The sequence below is a fragment of the Dyadobacter sp. HNCC25DJ183 genome (assembly GCF_056895175.1).
Genome location: NZ_JBXHAP010000004.1, coordinates 240,028 through 256,717 on the forward strand (window position 1 = coordinate 240,028; position 16,690 = coordinate 256,717).

General features: G+C 49.6%; 13 protein-coding genes. 6 read left to right on the forward strand and 7 right to left on the reverse strand.

Annotation, left to right across the window (positions count from 1 at the left end):
* Positions 1-62 precede the first annotated feature (62 nt).
* The 3 genes from AC1XTG_RS11540 (at position 63) to AC1XTG_RS11550 (ending at position 7,517) form a co-directional block, all read left to right on the forward strand.
* Positions 63-4,439, forward strand: a complete 4,377-nt coding sequence (locus AC1XTG_RS11540) for a CusA/CzcA family heavy metal efflux RND transporter (RefSeq protein WP_484842107.1) — start codon at positions 63-65, stop codon at positions 4,437-4,439.
* Positions 4,440-4,480: 41 nt separating this feature from the next.
* Complete coding sequence (locus tag AC1XTG_RS11545; protein WP_484842108.1) at positions 4,481-5,671, forward strand: efflux RND transporter periplasmic adaptor subunit; 1,191 nt, start codon at positions 4,481-4,483, stop codon at positions 5,669-5,671.
* Between the two features lie 133 nt (positions 5,672-5,804).
* Positions 5,805-7,517 carry an alpha-amylase family protein gene (locus AC1XTG_RS11550; protein ID WP_484842109.1) on the forward strand — a complete coding sequence of 571 codons (1,713 nt, stop codon included), beginning with the start codon at positions 5,805-5,807 and terminating at the stop codon, positions 7,515-7,517.
* On the opposite strand, the gene AC1XTG_RS11555 is transcribed toward AC1XTG_RS11550, so the two are convergent.
* Genes AC1XTG_RS11555 through AC1XTG_RS11565 form a run of 3 tightly spaced genes read right to left on the reverse strand, consistent with a single transcriptional unit; the run spans position 7,514 to position 12,047 of the window.
* Entirely contained in the window at positions 7,514-8,380 is an 867-nt protein-coding gene (locus AC1XTG_RS11555) for an SdiA-regulated domain-containing protein (protein WP_484842110.1), read from the reverse strand. The two genes, AC1XTG_RS11550 and AC1XTG_RS11555, sit on opposite strands and share 4 nt — an antisense overlap.
* A gap of 4 nt (positions 8,381-8,384) precedes the next feature.
* Complete coding sequence (locus AC1XTG_RS11560) at positions 8,385-9,599, reverse strand: Pycsar system effector family protein (protein ID WP_484842111.1); 1,215 nt, start codon at positions 9,597-9,599, stop codon at positions 8,385-8,387.
* 42 nt (positions 9,600-9,641) lie between these two features.
* A complete protein-coding gene (locus AC1XTG_RS11565) occupies positions 9,642-12,047 on the reverse strand; it encodes a GAF domain-containing protein (RefSeq protein ID WP_484842112.1) in 2,406 nt (801 codons plus the stop codon).
* Between the two features lie 232 nt (positions 12,048-12,279).
* On the opposite strand from AC1XTG_RS11565, the gene AC1XTG_RS11570 reads away from it, so the two are divergent.
* Positions 12,280-13,575 carry an alpha/beta hydrolase family protein gene (locus AC1XTG_RS11570; RefSeq protein ID WP_056282497.1) on the forward strand — a complete coding sequence of 432 codons (1,296 nt, stop codon included), beginning with the start codon at positions 12,280-12,282 and terminating at the stop codon, positions 13,573-13,575.
* Positions 13,576-13,588: 13 nt separating this feature from the next.
* Here the strand turns inward: AC1XTG_RS11570 and AC1XTG_RS11575 are convergent, their stop codons facing one another.
* Positions 13,589-13,783: a hypothetical protein gene (locus AC1XTG_RS11575; RefSeq protein ID WP_157474629.1), complete on the reverse strand. Its 195-nt coding sequence runs from the start codon at positions 13,781-13,783 to the stop codon at positions 13,589-13,591.
* Positions 13,784-13,899: 116 nt separating this feature from the next.
* Here AC1XTG_RS11575 and AC1XTG_RS11580 point away from each other — a divergent pair, with 116 nt between their 5' ends.
* Entirely contained in the window at positions 13,900-14,145 is a 246-nt protein-coding gene (locus AC1XTG_RS11580; RefSeq protein ID WP_056282490.1) for a hypothetical protein, read from the forward strand.
* A 96-nt stretch (positions 14,146-14,241) separates the two neighbouring features.
* Here the strand turns inward: AC1XTG_RS11580 and AC1XTG_RS11585 are convergent, their stop codons facing one another.
* Together AC1XTG_RS11585 and AC1XTG_RS11590 are read right to left on the reverse strand one after the other, a co-directional pair.
* A complete protein-coding gene (locus AC1XTG_RS11585; protein WP_056282487.1) occupies positions 14,242-14,553 on the reverse strand; it encodes a HigA family addiction module antitoxin in 312 nt (103 codons plus the stop codon).
* Between the two features lie 20 nt (positions 14,554-14,573).
* A complete protein-coding gene (locus AC1XTG_RS11590) occupies positions 14,574-14,852 on the reverse strand; it encodes a type II toxin-antitoxin system RelE/ParE family toxin (protein ID WP_056283490.1) in 279 nt (92 codons plus the stop codon).
* A gap of 182 nt (positions 14,853-15,034) precedes the next feature.
* On the opposite strand from AC1XTG_RS11590, the gene AC1XTG_RS11595 reads away from it, so the two are divergent.
* Positions 15,035-15,490, forward strand: coding sequence for a YdeI/OmpD-associated family protein (locus AC1XTG_RS11595; RefSeq protein ID WP_200942729.1), 456 nt, complete (start codon positions 15,035-15,037; stop codon positions 15,488-15,490).
* 29 nt (positions 15,491-15,519) lie between these two features.
* On the opposite strand, the gene dgoD is transcribed toward AC1XTG_RS11595, so the two are convergent.
* Entirely contained in the window at positions 15,520-16,668 is a 1,149-nt protein-coding gene (gene dgoD / locus AC1XTG_RS11600) for a galactonate dehydratase (protein WP_484842113.1), read from the reverse strand.
* Between the last annotated feature and the right edge of the window lie 22 nt (positions 16,669-16,690).

Consider the following 16,690-nt stretch of genomic DNA (forward strand, 5'->3'; position numbering starts at 1 on the left):
TCTGCAAATGCCGGAGCTTTCGCGACGGCAGGAGCGCATCCCTACACGCAATCCCATTTAAAATGCTGGATAAAATCATCCATTTCTCCATTCACAACAAGCTTGTGATCGGGATATTTATGCTTGCCCTGGTTGCGGGAGGCATTTATTCACTTACCCAACTCCCCATTGACGCCGTACCTGACATTACCAATAACCAGGTTCAGATCATTACCACAAGTCCGTCGCTGGCCGCCCAGGAAGTAGAGCGGCTTGTTACCTTCCCGGTGGAAACGGCTATGGCCACCATTCCGAATACCGAAGAAATCCGGTCGATATCCCGGTTTGGATTGTCGGTGGTTACGATCGTGTTCAAAGATCAGGTTGACGTTTACTGGGCCCGGCAGCAGGTTTCGGAGCGGCTGCAAAGTGCCGCAGAACAAATACCGTCCGGTACCGGCACACCCGAACTCGCTCCTGTCACTACCGGACTTGGCGAGATATACCAGTATGTGCTGCATACCAGGCCGGGATTTGAAAAACAGTACCCGCCCATGGAACTGCGCAGCATTCAGGACTGGCTGGTGCGCCGGCAGCTGCTCGGTACCGAGGGTGTAGCCGAGGTGAGCAGCTTCGGCGGCTTTTTGAAACAATATGAAATCGCCATTGATCCGGTTAAACTGAGAAGTGCGCAGGTGACCATGGGCGACGTTTTTACCGCCCTGGAAAAGAATAACCAGAATACCGGCGGGGCTTACATTGATAAAAAACCAAATGCCTACTTTATCCGCAGCGAAGGGCTCATCGGCAGTCTGGCTGACATTGAAAGGATCCGGGTGAAAGAACTTGAAAACGGACTTCCACTCCGCATGAGGGACATCGCGAAGGTACAGTTCGGCGCGGCAGTGCGCTATGGTGCAATGACCCGTAATGACGAGGGCGAAGTAGTGGGCGGACTGGTACTGATGCTCAAAGGCGCGAATGCATCCAAAGTGATCGGGAATGTAAAGGAGAGGATTGCGCAAATCAGCAAATCGCTGCCCGAAGGAGTCGTAATAGAGCCTTTTCTGGACCGCACCAAGCTGGTGAACAAGGCAATCAGTACGGTTTCGCGTAACCTGATCGAGGGCGCATTGATCGTCATTTTTGTCCTGATCCTGTTGCTGGGAAACCTGCGGGCCGGGCTGATAGTAGCTTCGGTAATCCCGCTTTCAATGCTTTTTGCCGTGACGATGATGAACATCTTCGGTGTATCGGGCAACCTGATGAGCCTCGGGGCAATTGATTTCGGGTTGATCGTCGACGGCGCTGTGATCATCGTGGAAGCGACCCTCCACCACATGGCGGCCAGAAAACTGACCGGCAGACTTACGCAGGACGAAATGGACGCGGAAGTATATGCATCAGCCTCCAAGATCCGCAATTCGGCCGCATTCGGAGAAATTATTATCCTCATCGTTTACCTGCCGATCCTCGCACTGGCCGGCATTGAAGGCAAGATGTTCAAGCCAATGGCGCAGACTGTCAGCTTCGCCATTCTGGGCGCATTCATTTTATCACTCACCTATGTACCCATGATTTCAGCCCTTTTTCTAAGTAAGGAAAACCGGCATTCCCTTAACATTTCCGACCGGATCACGGCATTTTTTCACCGCAGGTACCTGCCTGCGCTCGCATTCGCATTGAAAAACAGGCTGGGTATTATAGCAGGCTCCGTGCTGCTGTTTGGTGTTGCGCTCTGGCTTTTTCTGAAAATGGGCGGCGAGTTTATCCCGCAGCTTGACGAAGGTGATTTTGCCATTGAAATGCGTGTGCTGACCGGCAGCTCACTGTCAGAGACCGTGGATGCGAGTCAAAAGGCAGCGGGATTGCTTAAAAAGCATTTTCCCGATGAAGTGGTGGAAGTGGTCGGCAAAATAGGCTCTTCGGAGATACCCACAGATCCTATGCCCGTGGAAGCTGGCGACGTGATGGTGATTTTGAAAGAAAAATCGGAATGGACAAAAGCGGCCGGTCGGGAGGAGCTCGCGGGCAAAATGCAGGAACTCCTCACGGAGACAATCCCGGGCGTCACATTCGGGTTTCAGCAGCCGATCCAGATGCGTTTCAATGAACTTATATCCGGGGTGAAACAGGATGTAGCTGTCAAGATTTTTGGAGAAGACCTGGCGGTACTCGCGCGGGAAGCAAGGAAAATCGGCAAGCTTGCGGCCGGTGTGGAAGGTGCCGAGGATTTGTATGTGGAGGAAGTAAGCGGGTTGCCGCAGATCGTGGTGAACTTTGACAGGGATAAAATGGCGCAGTTCGGAGTGAATGTTGAAGACGCCAACCGCACGATCAGCACCGCATTTGCAGGAAGCAGCGCCGGACTGGTTTATGAAGGTGAAAAACGCTTTGACCTGGTAGTGCGGCTTGCCAGCAAGAACCGCCAGACGCTCGACGATGTAAAAGCCCTTTTTATCACCACACCACACGGAGAACAAATTCCGCTCAGCCAGGTGGCTGCCGTTGAAATGGTAACCGGCGCTAACCAGATCCAGCGCGAGGATACCAGGCGACGCATTATCGTGGCATTCAACGTAAGGGGCCGGGATGTGGAGGGTGTTGTCAGCGAATTGCAATCCAAAATTGACCGGGAAATAAAACTGCCTGCCGGCTACTATACAACTTATGGCGGACAGTTTCAAAATCTGAAAGAGGCCAACCGCAGGCTGGGCATTGCGGTACCTGTGGCGCTGCTGCTCATCTTCGTGCTGCTGTATTTCAGTTTCAGGTCTGTGCGGCAAAGTGTGCTGATACTCTCTGCCATTCCGCTGTCGGCAATCGGCGGCGTAGTTGCGCTCTGGGCGCGTGGTATGCCTTTCAGCATTTCTGCCGGAATAGGTTTTATCGCGCTTTTTGGGGTGGCTGTTTTGAATGGGATTGTACTCATCGCAGAGTTCAACTACCTCCGCAAACAGGGACTTTCGGATCTGAAAGCCGTCATTTTCCAGGGTACCGAAACGCGTCTGCGGCCGGTGCTGCTGACCGCACTGGTCGCTTCACTCGGGTTTCTTCCGATGGCATTGTCAAACAGCGCAGGCGCCGAGGTACAGCGTCCGCTTGCCACAGTGGTAATCGGCGGGCTCGTTTCGGCTACATTGCTGACCTTGCTTGTGCTGCCGGTCCTTTACCTGATCATTGAATCAAGGTTTGGCAATAAACTTACTGTTAAACCGCTCATTATTCTGCTGTTACCTGTGTTTGCGGCCAGCAATACCAATGCGCAGGACAGTACGGGCACCAGAAAGCTGACCCTGCCACAGGCGATCGAAGAAGCAGTTTCCAGGAATCCTGAGATCAAATCCGGGCAGTTTCAGGTGGGATACCAGGAAGAATTGTCGGGTACCGCGACCGAAATTCCGAAGACGGAGCTATCCTGGATGAGCGGACAGTACAACAGCAGGAAGTTTGATAATCATTTTACCTTATCTCAGAGCTTACCCAATCCGGCCGTAAGCAAAAGACGAAAGGCCTTGTTTGCGGAACAGGTGAATGCAGCCCGCGCCAGCGTGGAAGTGACCAGGGCTGAGCTGGTCAAAAGTGTAAAGCAAATTTACTATCTGCAACGCTCGGCGAAGAGCAGGCAGCAGCTGCTCCTGAATGAATATGAACGGGCGAGCCGTTTTGCAGCGGCTGCCACACTCCGTTTCAAATCAGGTGAGACAAACCAGCTTGAAGAGGCCGTGGCGAAAAGTGAAGTGGCTGAAATCCAGGCGAGGCTGGCGCAGAATAAAACCAGGCTGGTTAACCTGCAAAAGCAGCTTCAATTAATCGTAAACAGTCCTGCCCCCGTAGAAGCTGCGGAAGACTCAGTAGGCCGACCGGCTTTGACTTCCATTGCAGCTGACGCACAACTTGTGAGCGCAAACCCGCTGCTGCGTTTGCTCGAACAGGAAGTGGCAGTGGAGCGTCAGTCTGTGGCCTTGCAAAGAACTGCGCTGCTGCCTGATTTCAGCATCGGGTACTTCAACCAGTCGCTCATCGGGAATCAGAATGTAAATGGAACAGAAATCTATTACGGTGCCGGAAAACGATTCCAGGGGTTTCAGGCAGGTATCGGAATCCCTATTTTCAATGGAGCGGCAAAGTCGCGGATCAGGGCTGGCGAGATTAACCAGCAAATTGCGACCACGCGGCTGGGCTTTGCGAGCATGCAGCTGGAAGCCAATCTGCAACAGGCTGTACTCACTTACCGAACCGATGCAGACAACCTCAGCCTGTACGAACAAACGTCACTACCTCTCGCTGAAGTGATCAGGGGCAATGCAGCAAAAGCTTACGAAGCAGGTGAGATCGGGTACGTGGAGTTTTCGCAGGCGATTGCACGCGCATTCCGGATCAGGGAAACTTACCTCGACCTGCTCGACTCGCTGAACCAGTCGGCGATACAGATCGAGTTCCTGCTCGACAAACCCTGAGCTTTTATTTGATCCCGGTTTTTAACCCAAAAAATATAACAATGAAAAATATAGCCATTCTGATTATCCTGATTTGCACGCTGACTTTTTGCACAAAAAAAGAAGAAGATCAGCCCCACCAAACGGAAGAACAGCACCACGAAGAAGAAAGCAATGTAGTGGAGCTTACGCAGGCGCAGTACCAGACGGCCGGCATTGAGCTGGGCGCTCTCGGCACACGCAACCTGAGCGAGGTGATCAATGCAAACGGACTGATCGACATTCCGCCTCAAAACCTGGTAAGTATATCAGCCCCGCTCGGGGGATTTGTGCGGAAGACAGAATTGTTGCAAGGTATGCATGTGAAAAAAGGGCAGCTGCTCGCGACGATTGAAAACCCGGATTTTATTCAGATGCAGCAGGATTATCTTGAAACAGCCGGAAAACTGGAATATGCGGAGCTGGATTATACCCGGCAGGCGGCGCTGAGCAAAGAGAATGTAAATGCGCAAAAAACCTTCCAGCTGGCTGCGGCAGAAGTAAAAACGCAGAAAGCGCGCCTGGCAGGACTGAAAGAAAGGCTGAGAACCGCTGGTATTAATATGCATGTTCTGGAAAAAGGGACTATTGTGAATAGCGCGGCCATTTACGCGCCAATCAGCGGCTCGGTGACGACGGTGAATGTGAATTTGGGCAAGTATGTGAACCCGACTGACGTGATGTTTGAGATCGTGGATACCGACCATTTGCACGTGGAGCTATCGGTCTTTGAACAGGACATTCCGAAATTGAAAATCGGGCAGCTGGTGCGGTTTACGGTTAGCAATAATCCCGGCAAATCGCATCTTGCGAAAGTTTACCTGATCAACCAGAAGATCAATGAGGACCGCACGGTGCGCGTGCATTGCCATTTGTCGAAAGATGATCCCGCCCTTTTGCCGCAAAATTTCGTTAGCGCGATAATAGAAACCGGTGCGAACCCGGTAAGTGCTTTACCCAATGAAGCTATCGTCGATTTTGAGGGTAAATCTTTCGTTTTTATACAGCAAAATGAAGCGCAGCAAACCGGGAAAGAAGCGCAGGAAGCCCATTTTGTAATGGAAGAAATCAGCAAGGGAACTTCGGAAAATGGCTACACGCAGATCAAGTCACCGGCAGCGGCGAAGCTGAAAGATGCGCAGATCGTCGTTAAAGGCGCTTATTCACTTCTATCCAAACTAAAAAACTCGGAAGAAGACACACACGGGCACTAAGTACCCGGCACTGTTGCATTCACACAACAAAAATGCGCCCGGAAGTACCCGGCATATCTTTTGATGCCCCTACGCGTTCGAAGTCCAAAAACACATCCAACGGACTGCTTGGTGCAATCAAAAAATCAGCTTGATGAAAAAAAGATACGCGTTTTTACAACTCACATTTTTGCTCTTTTCCGGGGCCTGCTTCTCGCAAAAAAAACTGGCAAGTGTCGATCTCAAAGATCAGCTATGGTATAAAAACAGCGTGATATACAACCTGGAAGTCGGTGTTTTTAAAGACAGTGACGGCGATGGACGCGGCGATTTTACCGGGCTGATCCAAAAGCTTGATTACCTTACCGCATTGGGCGTTGACGCGATCTGGCTGGCTCCTTTCCAGCCTTCACCCGGCCAGGACGACGGGTACGACGTGGCGGATTTTTATGCAGTAGACGAAAAGCTCGGCACGCCGGGCGATTTTGCTGAATTTATGTTCCAGGCTCAAAAGCGCGGTATCCGGGTGATAATGGACTTGGTTATAAACCATACTTCCGAGCAGCACCCGTGGTTTAAAGCCGCCCGCCAGAGCAAGAACTCGCCTTACCGCGACTGGTACATCTGGTCGGACAAGTTGCCGAAAGATTATGATAAAGGAATGGTGTTTCCGGGTGTGCAAAAGGCCGTTTGGACCAAAGACGCTTCGGGTGAGTACTACTATCACCGTTTTTACGATTTTCAGCCGGACCTGAATTTTGCCAATCCGAAAGTAGTCCTGGAAAGTCAGAAGATCATCGGGTTTTGGCTCAATCAGGGTATTTCCGGGTTCAGACTGGATGCGGTACCGTTCATTCTTGAAGTTCCGAAAACGGGAAGTGAAAAGCCTGAGCTTGATTTCCAGTTTCTAACTGATATCCGTCAGTTTGCACAAACGCGCAAGGCGGATGTGGCCATTCTGGGCGAGGCTAATGTAGTTCCGGAGGATACGAAAAACTACTTTGGAGAGAATGGAAGCGGAATGCACATGATGTTCAACTTCTTTGCCAATCAGCATTTGTTTTACGCACTGGCGACAGGAAACCTGGATCCGTTTAAAAAAGCAATCACCCAGACCCAGCAAATTCCGCAGGCTTCACAGTGGGCGCATTTCCTGCGTAACCACGATGAAATAGACCTGGGCAGACTAACCGACAAGCAGCGGCAGGAAGTTTATGCCAAAATGGGCCCCGACACGAGCATGCAGTTGTACGACCGCGGGATCCGTCGCCGGCTTGCTCCGATGCTTTCCAATAACCGCAAACACCTTGAACTCGCATATAGTCTGCTTTTTTCCCTTCCCGGAACGCCGGTGATCAGGTATGGGGATGAAATCGGGATGGGCGATGACCTGAGATTGAAGGAGCGGATTTCGGTACGTACGCCAATGCAATGGACTGCCGGGAAAAACGGCGGGTTTACCAGCGCGGATACGGCATTCAGGCCGGTGATCAGTTCGGGAGAATATGGTTACCAAACGCTCAACGTGGCTCAGCAGCAGCGTGATCCCAATTCACTTTTGAGCTGGACGTCGAAGATCATCAGGCTCCGGAAATCGTGCCCGGAAATTGCATTAGGTACCTACCAGCTGCTTGAAACCGGATCACCGCATGTATTTGCGATCCGGTACACATACGAGGGAAAGTCGGTGGTGATACTGCACAATTTCAGTGACAAGCCGCAAAAACCGACCATTACGCTGGAAGACAAAGACACTCTTTTCGACCTGATCAATTTGGAGGATCAGAAACCGGCAGGGAATAAGTACACGGTGTCTCTGGATGGATACGGTTACAAATGGTTTCGCGCGGGAGATGTAATGCGTTAATGGGCGATCCTTTTGAATTTGAGGATATTCCCGCTGAAAAGATCGTCGCCTTCATTTGAAATGTAAAGGCTGCCCTGCTTGTCAAATGCGATTCCTTCGGGCTGTATGAAAATGTTACCATCGAGCGGAAATGCGTCTTTTACTTTCCAGTTTGCATCGGTAGTTACCAGCAGCTTGTTGACCGCCGAGAGGATATACCACTCACCGGTCACAGGATTGCGGGCAAGTGCAGAAGGCCGAAAGCCGCGCGCTACTTCTCCGTGAATTGCGGCAATTTCATTTACATTGATACTAAATGTGGTGGACGCGAAATGTTTGCGGGTATCTAATGTATAACCTGTTACTGCGGTTTTGGAATCGTCTCCGGGGCAATTCTTACAGAGCACGAAGAGCCTGCCCGACTCCTCATCGGCGAACATTCCCTCGTACTCTCCTTTCGGCAGCACGCCTTTCAGCTCCCGCACATTTTCAGCTTCTTCAAATGTGCATTCAGCAATGGGAAAGTTGTAGATCACGCCATTGCTTTTGAATACAAAAATCGTGTCGCCGAGTATGGAAATATCCTCATAATCCCCCTTTTTGGAAAATTTGGTATGTACTTGCCGGCTTACATCCCAGCCCAGCCGGAACACTTTTCCTTCTTCATCCTGCACGGCATACACCGTGTCGCTACTCCCGTTGCGCAATGCAATCCCTGAAATCTCGAACAAACTTTCGGGCATATTGAACCTGTCGGGATTTGCCAGATCGTAATCGCCGGTGCGTACCTCCTTCTTCTCGGAAGCATTGCAGCTGACGAGCAATAGCAGGATTATTGCGGGTTTTAGTAAAGAAGGTAAAAAGCTAAAAACGGTCAACTGCATTGGATTAATGTTCAAAAAGCAGGGAAGCCACTACAAAAGAAATCACAGAAACGATGATGCCGAACATGAACACGTTGTACCCGATGCGGAGTAAGCGATACTTTTTACCCAGAACAACCCCTTGTGAATACACGTCCTTTGTGAGCGAACCGTAAAGGAACTCTCGGTCGTTCATCAGTCGCTGCATTCCGCCGGCGTAATCCTGGTAAGACATTCTGTAAAAGTTGCCGAAGAAGAGCAGGTTCACACTTTTGTTATCAATATCCTCTTGCGAAAACGTCCCGTGCGGGATAGTTGGCCGCGTCGACAGAATGGAAAAGACCATTGTCACCAGGCAAACAGCGAGCAGCAAGGTAGTAGGGAAAATCAGGTAAGTATTATCTTCCAGCCGCCTGATCAGCACACTTAGCAGCACCGAAATGATGATAGACGTGGTTGTGATCATAATATGCGCCTTGTTATCAGCCATATCGCTTAGTCGCTGGTGGTTATTGGAACTGATCCGGAACATGGTTTCGATGCCTTTATCGGGCCGGTCCGACTTTGTTTTCTTATCCTCAGCTACATTCGGCTGCACTTCCGCAGCCTTCAATGCGGCGGGCGGTTCACTGGTATCAGCTGCCTCTGTCTGTTTTTCTTTCAGCTTGGCGAGGTTTTTCTCTTTTTGCTTGTTCAGCAGGTCGCGGCAGTAATCTGTCTGGAACCGGTGGCTTTCAAAAAGTCTGATCGTACTCTCTCGCCACTTTGCTTTGTCGATTTTATGCCCGGCTTTCTGCTCGGCCTCTTTTCGCACGAGCTTGTTCCAGTCGCTAAACTCGGGCGTGCCGAGGTGGTACACGTCGGCGTCGCATACGATCTGCTCCAATAAATCCGACGGGTTCTGCGGCCAGATCGTAGCCAGAATGCACTGCTGCACTTTTGCAACGATTTCCTCTCCTATCCCTTCCGATCGCAGGAATGCAGCCGCGAGCTCGGCACCGCGCTGCTCGTGTCCGGCTGTTTCTCCATTGACATAACCCGTGTCGTGGTACCAGGCCGCTGTCTGTACAATAAACAAATCCCGCTCATTCAGCTCATAGTGACCGCCGATCCGGGCAGCATTGGCCACCACCGATTCGGTATGTACCAGGTTGTGGTAACAAAGCTGCGACAGGTTTTTATTTTTGAAAAAATGATGAACACTGTGCCTTACCTTGTCGAGCTGATGCTGATAATTCATATATATGTGCTTCGGTTGAAGAGTCCGTATTTTGATATGATGCTATTCCCAGTCTACATTCAGGTTTACACCTACCCGCAATGCTTTCAGGCCTGAAACGCCCTGTAATTCTTCCAGATCCAGGAATTCCAGATCATCAAGTAAAGTATTCTTTTCCTGCAAATACCTGATATATCCCACATATTCTTCCGCCGACTTTCCTGCAAAGTACACGAGTGCGATTTTCCCGGGTTGCGTCAATCGCTCGCCTGTGTTCTTGATCCGCACTTTGTCAATGCGCTTCTTGATCACCTGGTACCTGATGTTATAGGCGCCTTCCACATCAAAACGCCGCTCATCGTCACGGAAGCTGATATCTATACTGGTTGAATGGATAAAGATCAGCTGCGTAGTTTCGAGCGGCTTCTCCATTTGCGGTACCAGCGCGTGCGTGATCCGCGTGATAGCTGCCATGGAAGTGAGCTGCCAGAGACGGATGTTTTTGAGGTACAAGTCGCTGAATTTCTTTTCCGGTTCAATCGACTGCCCAATGTAGATATCGTACTCAATCCCGTCCGTCCTGAACTTTTCAAAATAGGTCGGGTAAGCCTGCTGGATTTCCTGGCGAAACAAGTCCAGGTAAAGGTTCACCGAGCTGTTAACCCGCTGCATGGAAGCTTCCAGCGCTTTCCTGTTGGTATTGGCAGTGCCCGTATTTTCATCGATCATACCGAAATAGCGGTCAATCTGGTCCCGCAGCACGACTTCATCTTTATCAAAACGCGCGTTTCTTGCACCGGAACGCTCCACGCTCTCTTCCCTGAAATGCTGCAAAAACGGATGTGCCTCACTATCCAGAAAATCGCGCACTTTCATTTCATCAATGTCCGTCGAATCGTCATTGATCTCCTCGATCCATTTTCTGCATTTGAAGATCATTTCGTCCGCCAGACCAAATCCCAGCTTTTCTTTCAGGGTAGTAAAGGTTTCTATCAATAAGTCAAATTGAAGGTTTAAATCCTGTTTCAATGCAAGGTTCCGCTCGATAGTGGAATTTCTGATATCCACGGCGCCGTACAGCGGATAAACATTCTTGAAGTTGATCTTTTCGATCACGGCAGTCTGCGGATCAAGCGATTTGTCGCGCAGGTAATGCCAGGCCGACTCCCTGAAACGCCACTGCACGGCAGGTTGTAGGGAGGTGAACTTGTCGCGGATCACATTATCGATCGCAGTCCTGAATTCGTCAATGTAATTTTTGAAGATCTGCGCGAGCAGCGGCAGCGCGGCATCCAGCTTGTGCAGCACCTGCTCATCAACCGAATCTGCCCGGCCGGAGTACACTTCCAGCAGCCCGACCACCTTTTTATCATGAAAAACGGGGATCAAAGCGAATGATCGAACGCCATCTTCGTATAACAGCCGCGCAAAATCCTTCTTGTTACTATCTTCAGCGGTGAGTTCGCGGATCAGCAGCGGCTTGGGGTCGAGCAGGTATTCGTCGGCCATTTGCAGGTACATTCGCTCCGCCATATTGTTCTCGGTAGCGGCATTCATCAGCTTGCTGAACAGCACAGTCCCTTTATTGAAGATCAACCGGTTATTTACCCGTAAAATGGGCATCGTACCAAAATTAAACTGCGGATCCCCGGCGAGCATTTTCAGTGAATGTGCCACGCGGTTGAAATATGCATTCGGATCAAAAAGTGACCGGTCGAGTATGGTGTTTTTGATTTGTTCCACCGCATTCTCGGCAGTTACATCTTCCAGCGTGATCACGGAAAAACCTACAAACCGGAAAAGTGAGAGTGGTAATGCCTCCATGATCTTCGGCATGTCCATTCCGTCCCGGGTCACCAATGCCAGCCACTCCGGATCCAGGTCCGGCAATGCATCTTTCGGGGTCACCTCGCAAAAACGGGTGTCAATATTGAGTTTGTAAAATTTCTGCAATCCCGAGTGATCGTCGCGGACTGTAATAATGAGTTCGTGACGGTGCAACGGAGGTATGCCGTAAAATTTTTCCAGCACAAAGGAGTACACCATTTCTTTCTTCTTGGTAGTACTATCCTCGTCATCGAGGACGATATCGCAACGGATACCGCCCGTTTTGTTGTCGAGCAACAGGTTGTAAAAACCCGACGTGCCATAAAATACAGTAGGATTAATGGGCGCGCTCATTGCCCAGCATACCTGCTTTTCGTCGGCGAACATGGGCATCAGCAGACTGCACACAAGCGCCATTTCATCTTTATAGCGGCCGATGTCTTTCAGCGGCACGGTACCGCTTAATTCAGGCCTCGCTTTCAGGCGCGCCAGCGCCATTTCGAAAAATGTACGTTTGATTGATTGTTCTTCATTCGCCTTTTCTTCCAGAAAGCGGATGAAGCTTTCAAATGAAATAGACGAATCTATCGGAATGACGTCGTATTGAACGTCGTTTGTTACATCGATTGTAATAGGTTCCATTGACATTTTTTGTGGCTATCGCAGCTGGCATTTGCGGCCTGGAAGGTGAGTTTGTGCCTTATTGCGCTATTTGGGTAACCGTTTAACAATAAACGTGAAAATTCAATTCCTGATAATGATGGAAGACAGCATGAATTACGCCTATTTTTCATAAAACAAAAATGAGCGACTGTGCTGGTAGTATGTGTCTTCCATTGCTGCCTTTCCTGGATGAATCCATTTGTTCCTGAACATGAAACATCTATTACTGCTGATTCTCCTCAGTATCGCCGGCACGGTGTCGCACGCACAACAGGCAGCCAACCGCCCCACGCTGGTCGCGGGAATTCCCGTTAATTACAGTGAAGACTCAACAGGCACATACACCCTCCCCGATCTGCTGAAATGCGCCAACGGACAAGCTGTTACGAATGCGAAAATCTGGACGCAAAAACGGCGGCCGGAACTGTTGAAGCTAGTTGAAGAAATACAGTTTGGCAAAATGCCGGAGAAACCCGCTGCCCTGAAATTTCACGTCTTTGATAAAGGTACGCCCGCTTTCAACGGAAAGGCGATCCGCAAGCAGGTAACGGTTTACTTTACCAAAGATACTTCGGACCATAAGATGAACCTGCTCATTTACCTGCCTTCCGCTGCCAAAAAGCCTGTTCCAATGCTGCTGAACATTTCTTTCGCTGCATACAACCAGATTATCGACGATCCGGGTCTGCTGGTCGGCACGATCTGGAACAAGGAAGGCAAACGGGTGAAGGCTGATAAGCCCAGTGTTTTTGGTAAAATGGATATTGCACAATTTATGGATGCGGGAATCGGCTTCGCTACTGTTTACTACGGCGACATCGAGCCTGACTTTAAAGACGGTATCAACTACGGTATCCGGAAGATGTATCTCAAACCAGGGCAAATCGAAACAGCTCCTGACGAATGGGGCGCTATAGCAGCGTGGTCGTGGGGACTCAGCCGGGCTATGGATTATTTTGAATCCGACAAACAAATCGACAGTAAGCGGGTTGCATTGCAGGGCGCTTCACGGCTGGGCAAAACGGTACTTTGGGCCGGTATTCACGATCCGCGCTTCAAGATGGTCATTGCCAGCATTTCGGGAGAAGGCGGAGCGGCATTGGCGCGGCGCAATTATGGTGAAACGATCGGCCACATCACAGATCCTTCGCGCTACCTGTACCAGTTTGCCCCCAACTACCACTTCTATGCGGATAAGGTGAACACAATGCCCTTCGATGCGCACGCGTTGGTGGCATTGATGGCGCCACGTCCACTGCTTTTACAAACAGGCAGCACGGATTACTGGTCCGACCCGAAAGGTGAATTCCTGTCCGCCCAGGCAGCTGCGCCGGTTTACAAATTGTTCAACAAGACAGCTCCTGCTACCGCGACAACTATGCCCGCAGCAGGAGATACTTCCCTGTTAATGAATGATCTTGGTTACTATATGCACGACGGCGGCCACACCGTCTTGCCGGGTGACTGGAAGCTGATGATCAGTTATATGCAGCGATTTTTGCTGTAAATGCCAGTGAATTTTAATTCACATTGTTCAATCCGAGCTGATCAAGGATTTCCAATTTAGTACCGCAAATAAAATGCTTGTCGCCGTTTTTAAGGACTACCAGTGTGTACCGCATATCTGAATCCGGAACAACGTCCGTCACATCTTCCAGGGAGAACCGCACGGTAACTGACTCATCATCTTTCGTTTTGAATTCGCATTGTTTCATGTGAAGTACCATTTACATTTTAGTAATACGCAAGACAAAATCCGTGCTAGGGGTGGAATAAGGTGAAAGTGGTATCATTTTTTTACAAGGCTGGCTTATTCATCAACCAAACGATCATGAAAAAGCTCAAAATTGGCTTCGTCTTAGCGACACTGGCCATCGGTTTTACCAACTATTCATGCGGAACCACAAACGATAGCGGCGGCTCGTCAGACAGCTCGGCGACCACCATGAAAACGGACAGCGGCAATGCCGAAAGCACCAAAGCAATGGGTGTGGGAGAAGACAATCAGGACGAAGTACCAGGCTATCCTGCAAACCAGTCCAATTTGAATGCAGATTCGACGAGGGAGAAACATTGAGTATCAGGCTGGCAGAGATGTCAGCCTTTTTTGTAGATAATGGATTACTGGTAGCCCGAAAGGGTTATTTACAAGAAGATCGGCTTCAAGACGCTGTTATTGCGCAATTTGCAGATCTTTTCCTGCGAAATGCTCGATCTGTGAACGGTTTACCTTTTTTTCTGCATGCCACACTTCGTAGTTCTTTTGTAAGTCGACCCAGAACTGCGTGCTGTTTCCAAATGCTTCCGAAAGCTTTACTGCGAGTTCAGGACTGATACCGGCCCTGCCATTAACAACAGCTGATAAGTTTTCCCGCGCAACACCAATTCCCTTGGCCACTTGCGTCACGGTCAATCCGCGCTCCTTTATATATTCTTCTCTTAAAATTTCACCGGGATGTACCGGCGGCAAGCCTCTTTTCAACATACCATATTTCTTTAAATGACTCAATGATAGTCCACATAATCGACATCCAGCACATTGCCGTTATCAAAACGAAAGACAATCCGAAAATTCGGCGAAATCTTTATTGACCAAAAATCTGATAAATCACCTGTCAACTTGTGGATTCCTGAACCCATTTGCTTTATATCGTCGACTGATGTAACCGCTTCAAGCTGGTCAAAAATCCGGTTGATCTTACCCAGATAGGCCGCTGGCAACTTCGACCCATTTCCCTGTTCATAGTAAAGCAATAAGCCTTTATGCCGTATCGATACAATCATAACAAATTTGTAACGTGTAATGTCACACATCACAAAAGAAAAGTTAGTTGCTCGCAACGATCAATCGCGAATATCTTATTCAATGGCAGGTATTGTTTAGCAAGCAGCTTTTTTATAGCCATCGCTCAGTATGATCACCACGCTACCAACTTTATTCTGCAATTCGATCCCAAAAAAAATACATGATGCTCTCTTTTACAACAACTTTGCTTCTTGCTAAGAAAACGGCTACCGGTGTGCAGGTGCCTGCTGAAATTGTGGAAAAGTTGGGTGCTGGAAAGAAGCCGCCGGTAAAGGTTACGATCAATAGTTACACCTACCAGAGCACAGTAGCTGTGATGGACGGGGTATTTATGCTGCCTGTAAGCGCGGAAGTTCGTGAAAAGTCGGGTGTGAATGCAGGGGAAACTGTGGAAGTCACTTTGGAGCTCGACACAGAAGTGCGCGAAGTTGCATTGCCCGAGGATTTCCAATCTGCATTGAATGCGAATGCTGCTGCAAAGCAATTTTTTGAAACGCTTTCCAACAGCAACAAAAAGCGTTTTACCATTCCCATCGAGCAGGCAAAGGCGGAGGATACCCGGAAAAAACGCATTGAAAAGGCAATTGCTGATCTGGAACAAGAAAAAAAAGCGTGACCCTGAGACCACGCTTTCCTCAAAAAATCTTACCATTCAGCCGCGCTGCCGTCTTCGTGCGTCCACAATGGATTTTTCCAGTTGTGTCCCACTTCGGCCATTTTCCGTACCTGCGCTTCATCGATCTGAATGCCCAGGCCCGGTCCGGCAGGTATTTTTACAAAACCATTTTCGTAGGTAAATACTGATTTATCTTCCAGGTAATCCATCAAATCGTTACCCTGGTTATAATGGATTCCCAAACTTTGCTCCTGGATAAATGCATTATGGCAGGTGGCATCTACCTGCAAACAGGCAGCCAGTGCAATCGGCCCGAGCGGACAGTGCGGCGCAGCGGCTACATCGAATGCTTCTGCCATGGACAATATCTTTTTACATTCGGTTATTCCTCCTGCGTGCGACAGGTCGGGCTGGATAATATCCGCATATCCGTCCATGAGGAGGTTTTTGAAGTCCCAGCGGCTGAACATCCGCTCGCCGGTAGCGATCGGAATACAGGTATGCTGCGCAATCTCGCGTAGCGCCTCATTGTTTTCGGGCAGTACAGGTTCCTCGATAAACATCGGGCGAAACTGTTCCAGCTCTTTGGCCAGTACCTTTGCCATAGGCTTGTGCAGCCTGCCGTGGAAATCAACGCCGATATCCAGTCCATAGCCAACTGCCTCGCGAATGGAAGCCACACGCCGCAGTACCAGGTCGATTTTTTCGTATGAATCGATGTACTGCATTTCATCGGTTCCATTCATTTTGATCGCTTTGAAACCAATGTCAAAGGCAGCCTGAGCGGCACTTGCTACTTCCGCAGGCCTGTCGCCGCCGATCCAGGAATATACCTTGATCTTATCCCTGCATTTACCGCCAAGGAGCTCATACACAGGCGCGTCGTAAAACTTACCTTTGATATCCCACAGTGCCTGATCAATTCCCGCAATCGCGCTCATCAGAATAGGCCCGCCACGGTAAAAGCCGCCGCGGTACATAGTATTCCAGTGCTCTTCAATGTCAAGCGGATTTTTACCGATCAATGTGTCCATCAACTCGATCACGGCCGCTTTCACGGTAGCCGCTTTTCCTTCTATCACGGGTTCACCCCAGCCGATGATACCTTCGTCGGTTTCTACTTTCAAAAACAACCACCTCGGCGGTACCTGGAACAATTCGTAGCTTTTGATTTTCATTACAATGTTCTTTTTAAATCAT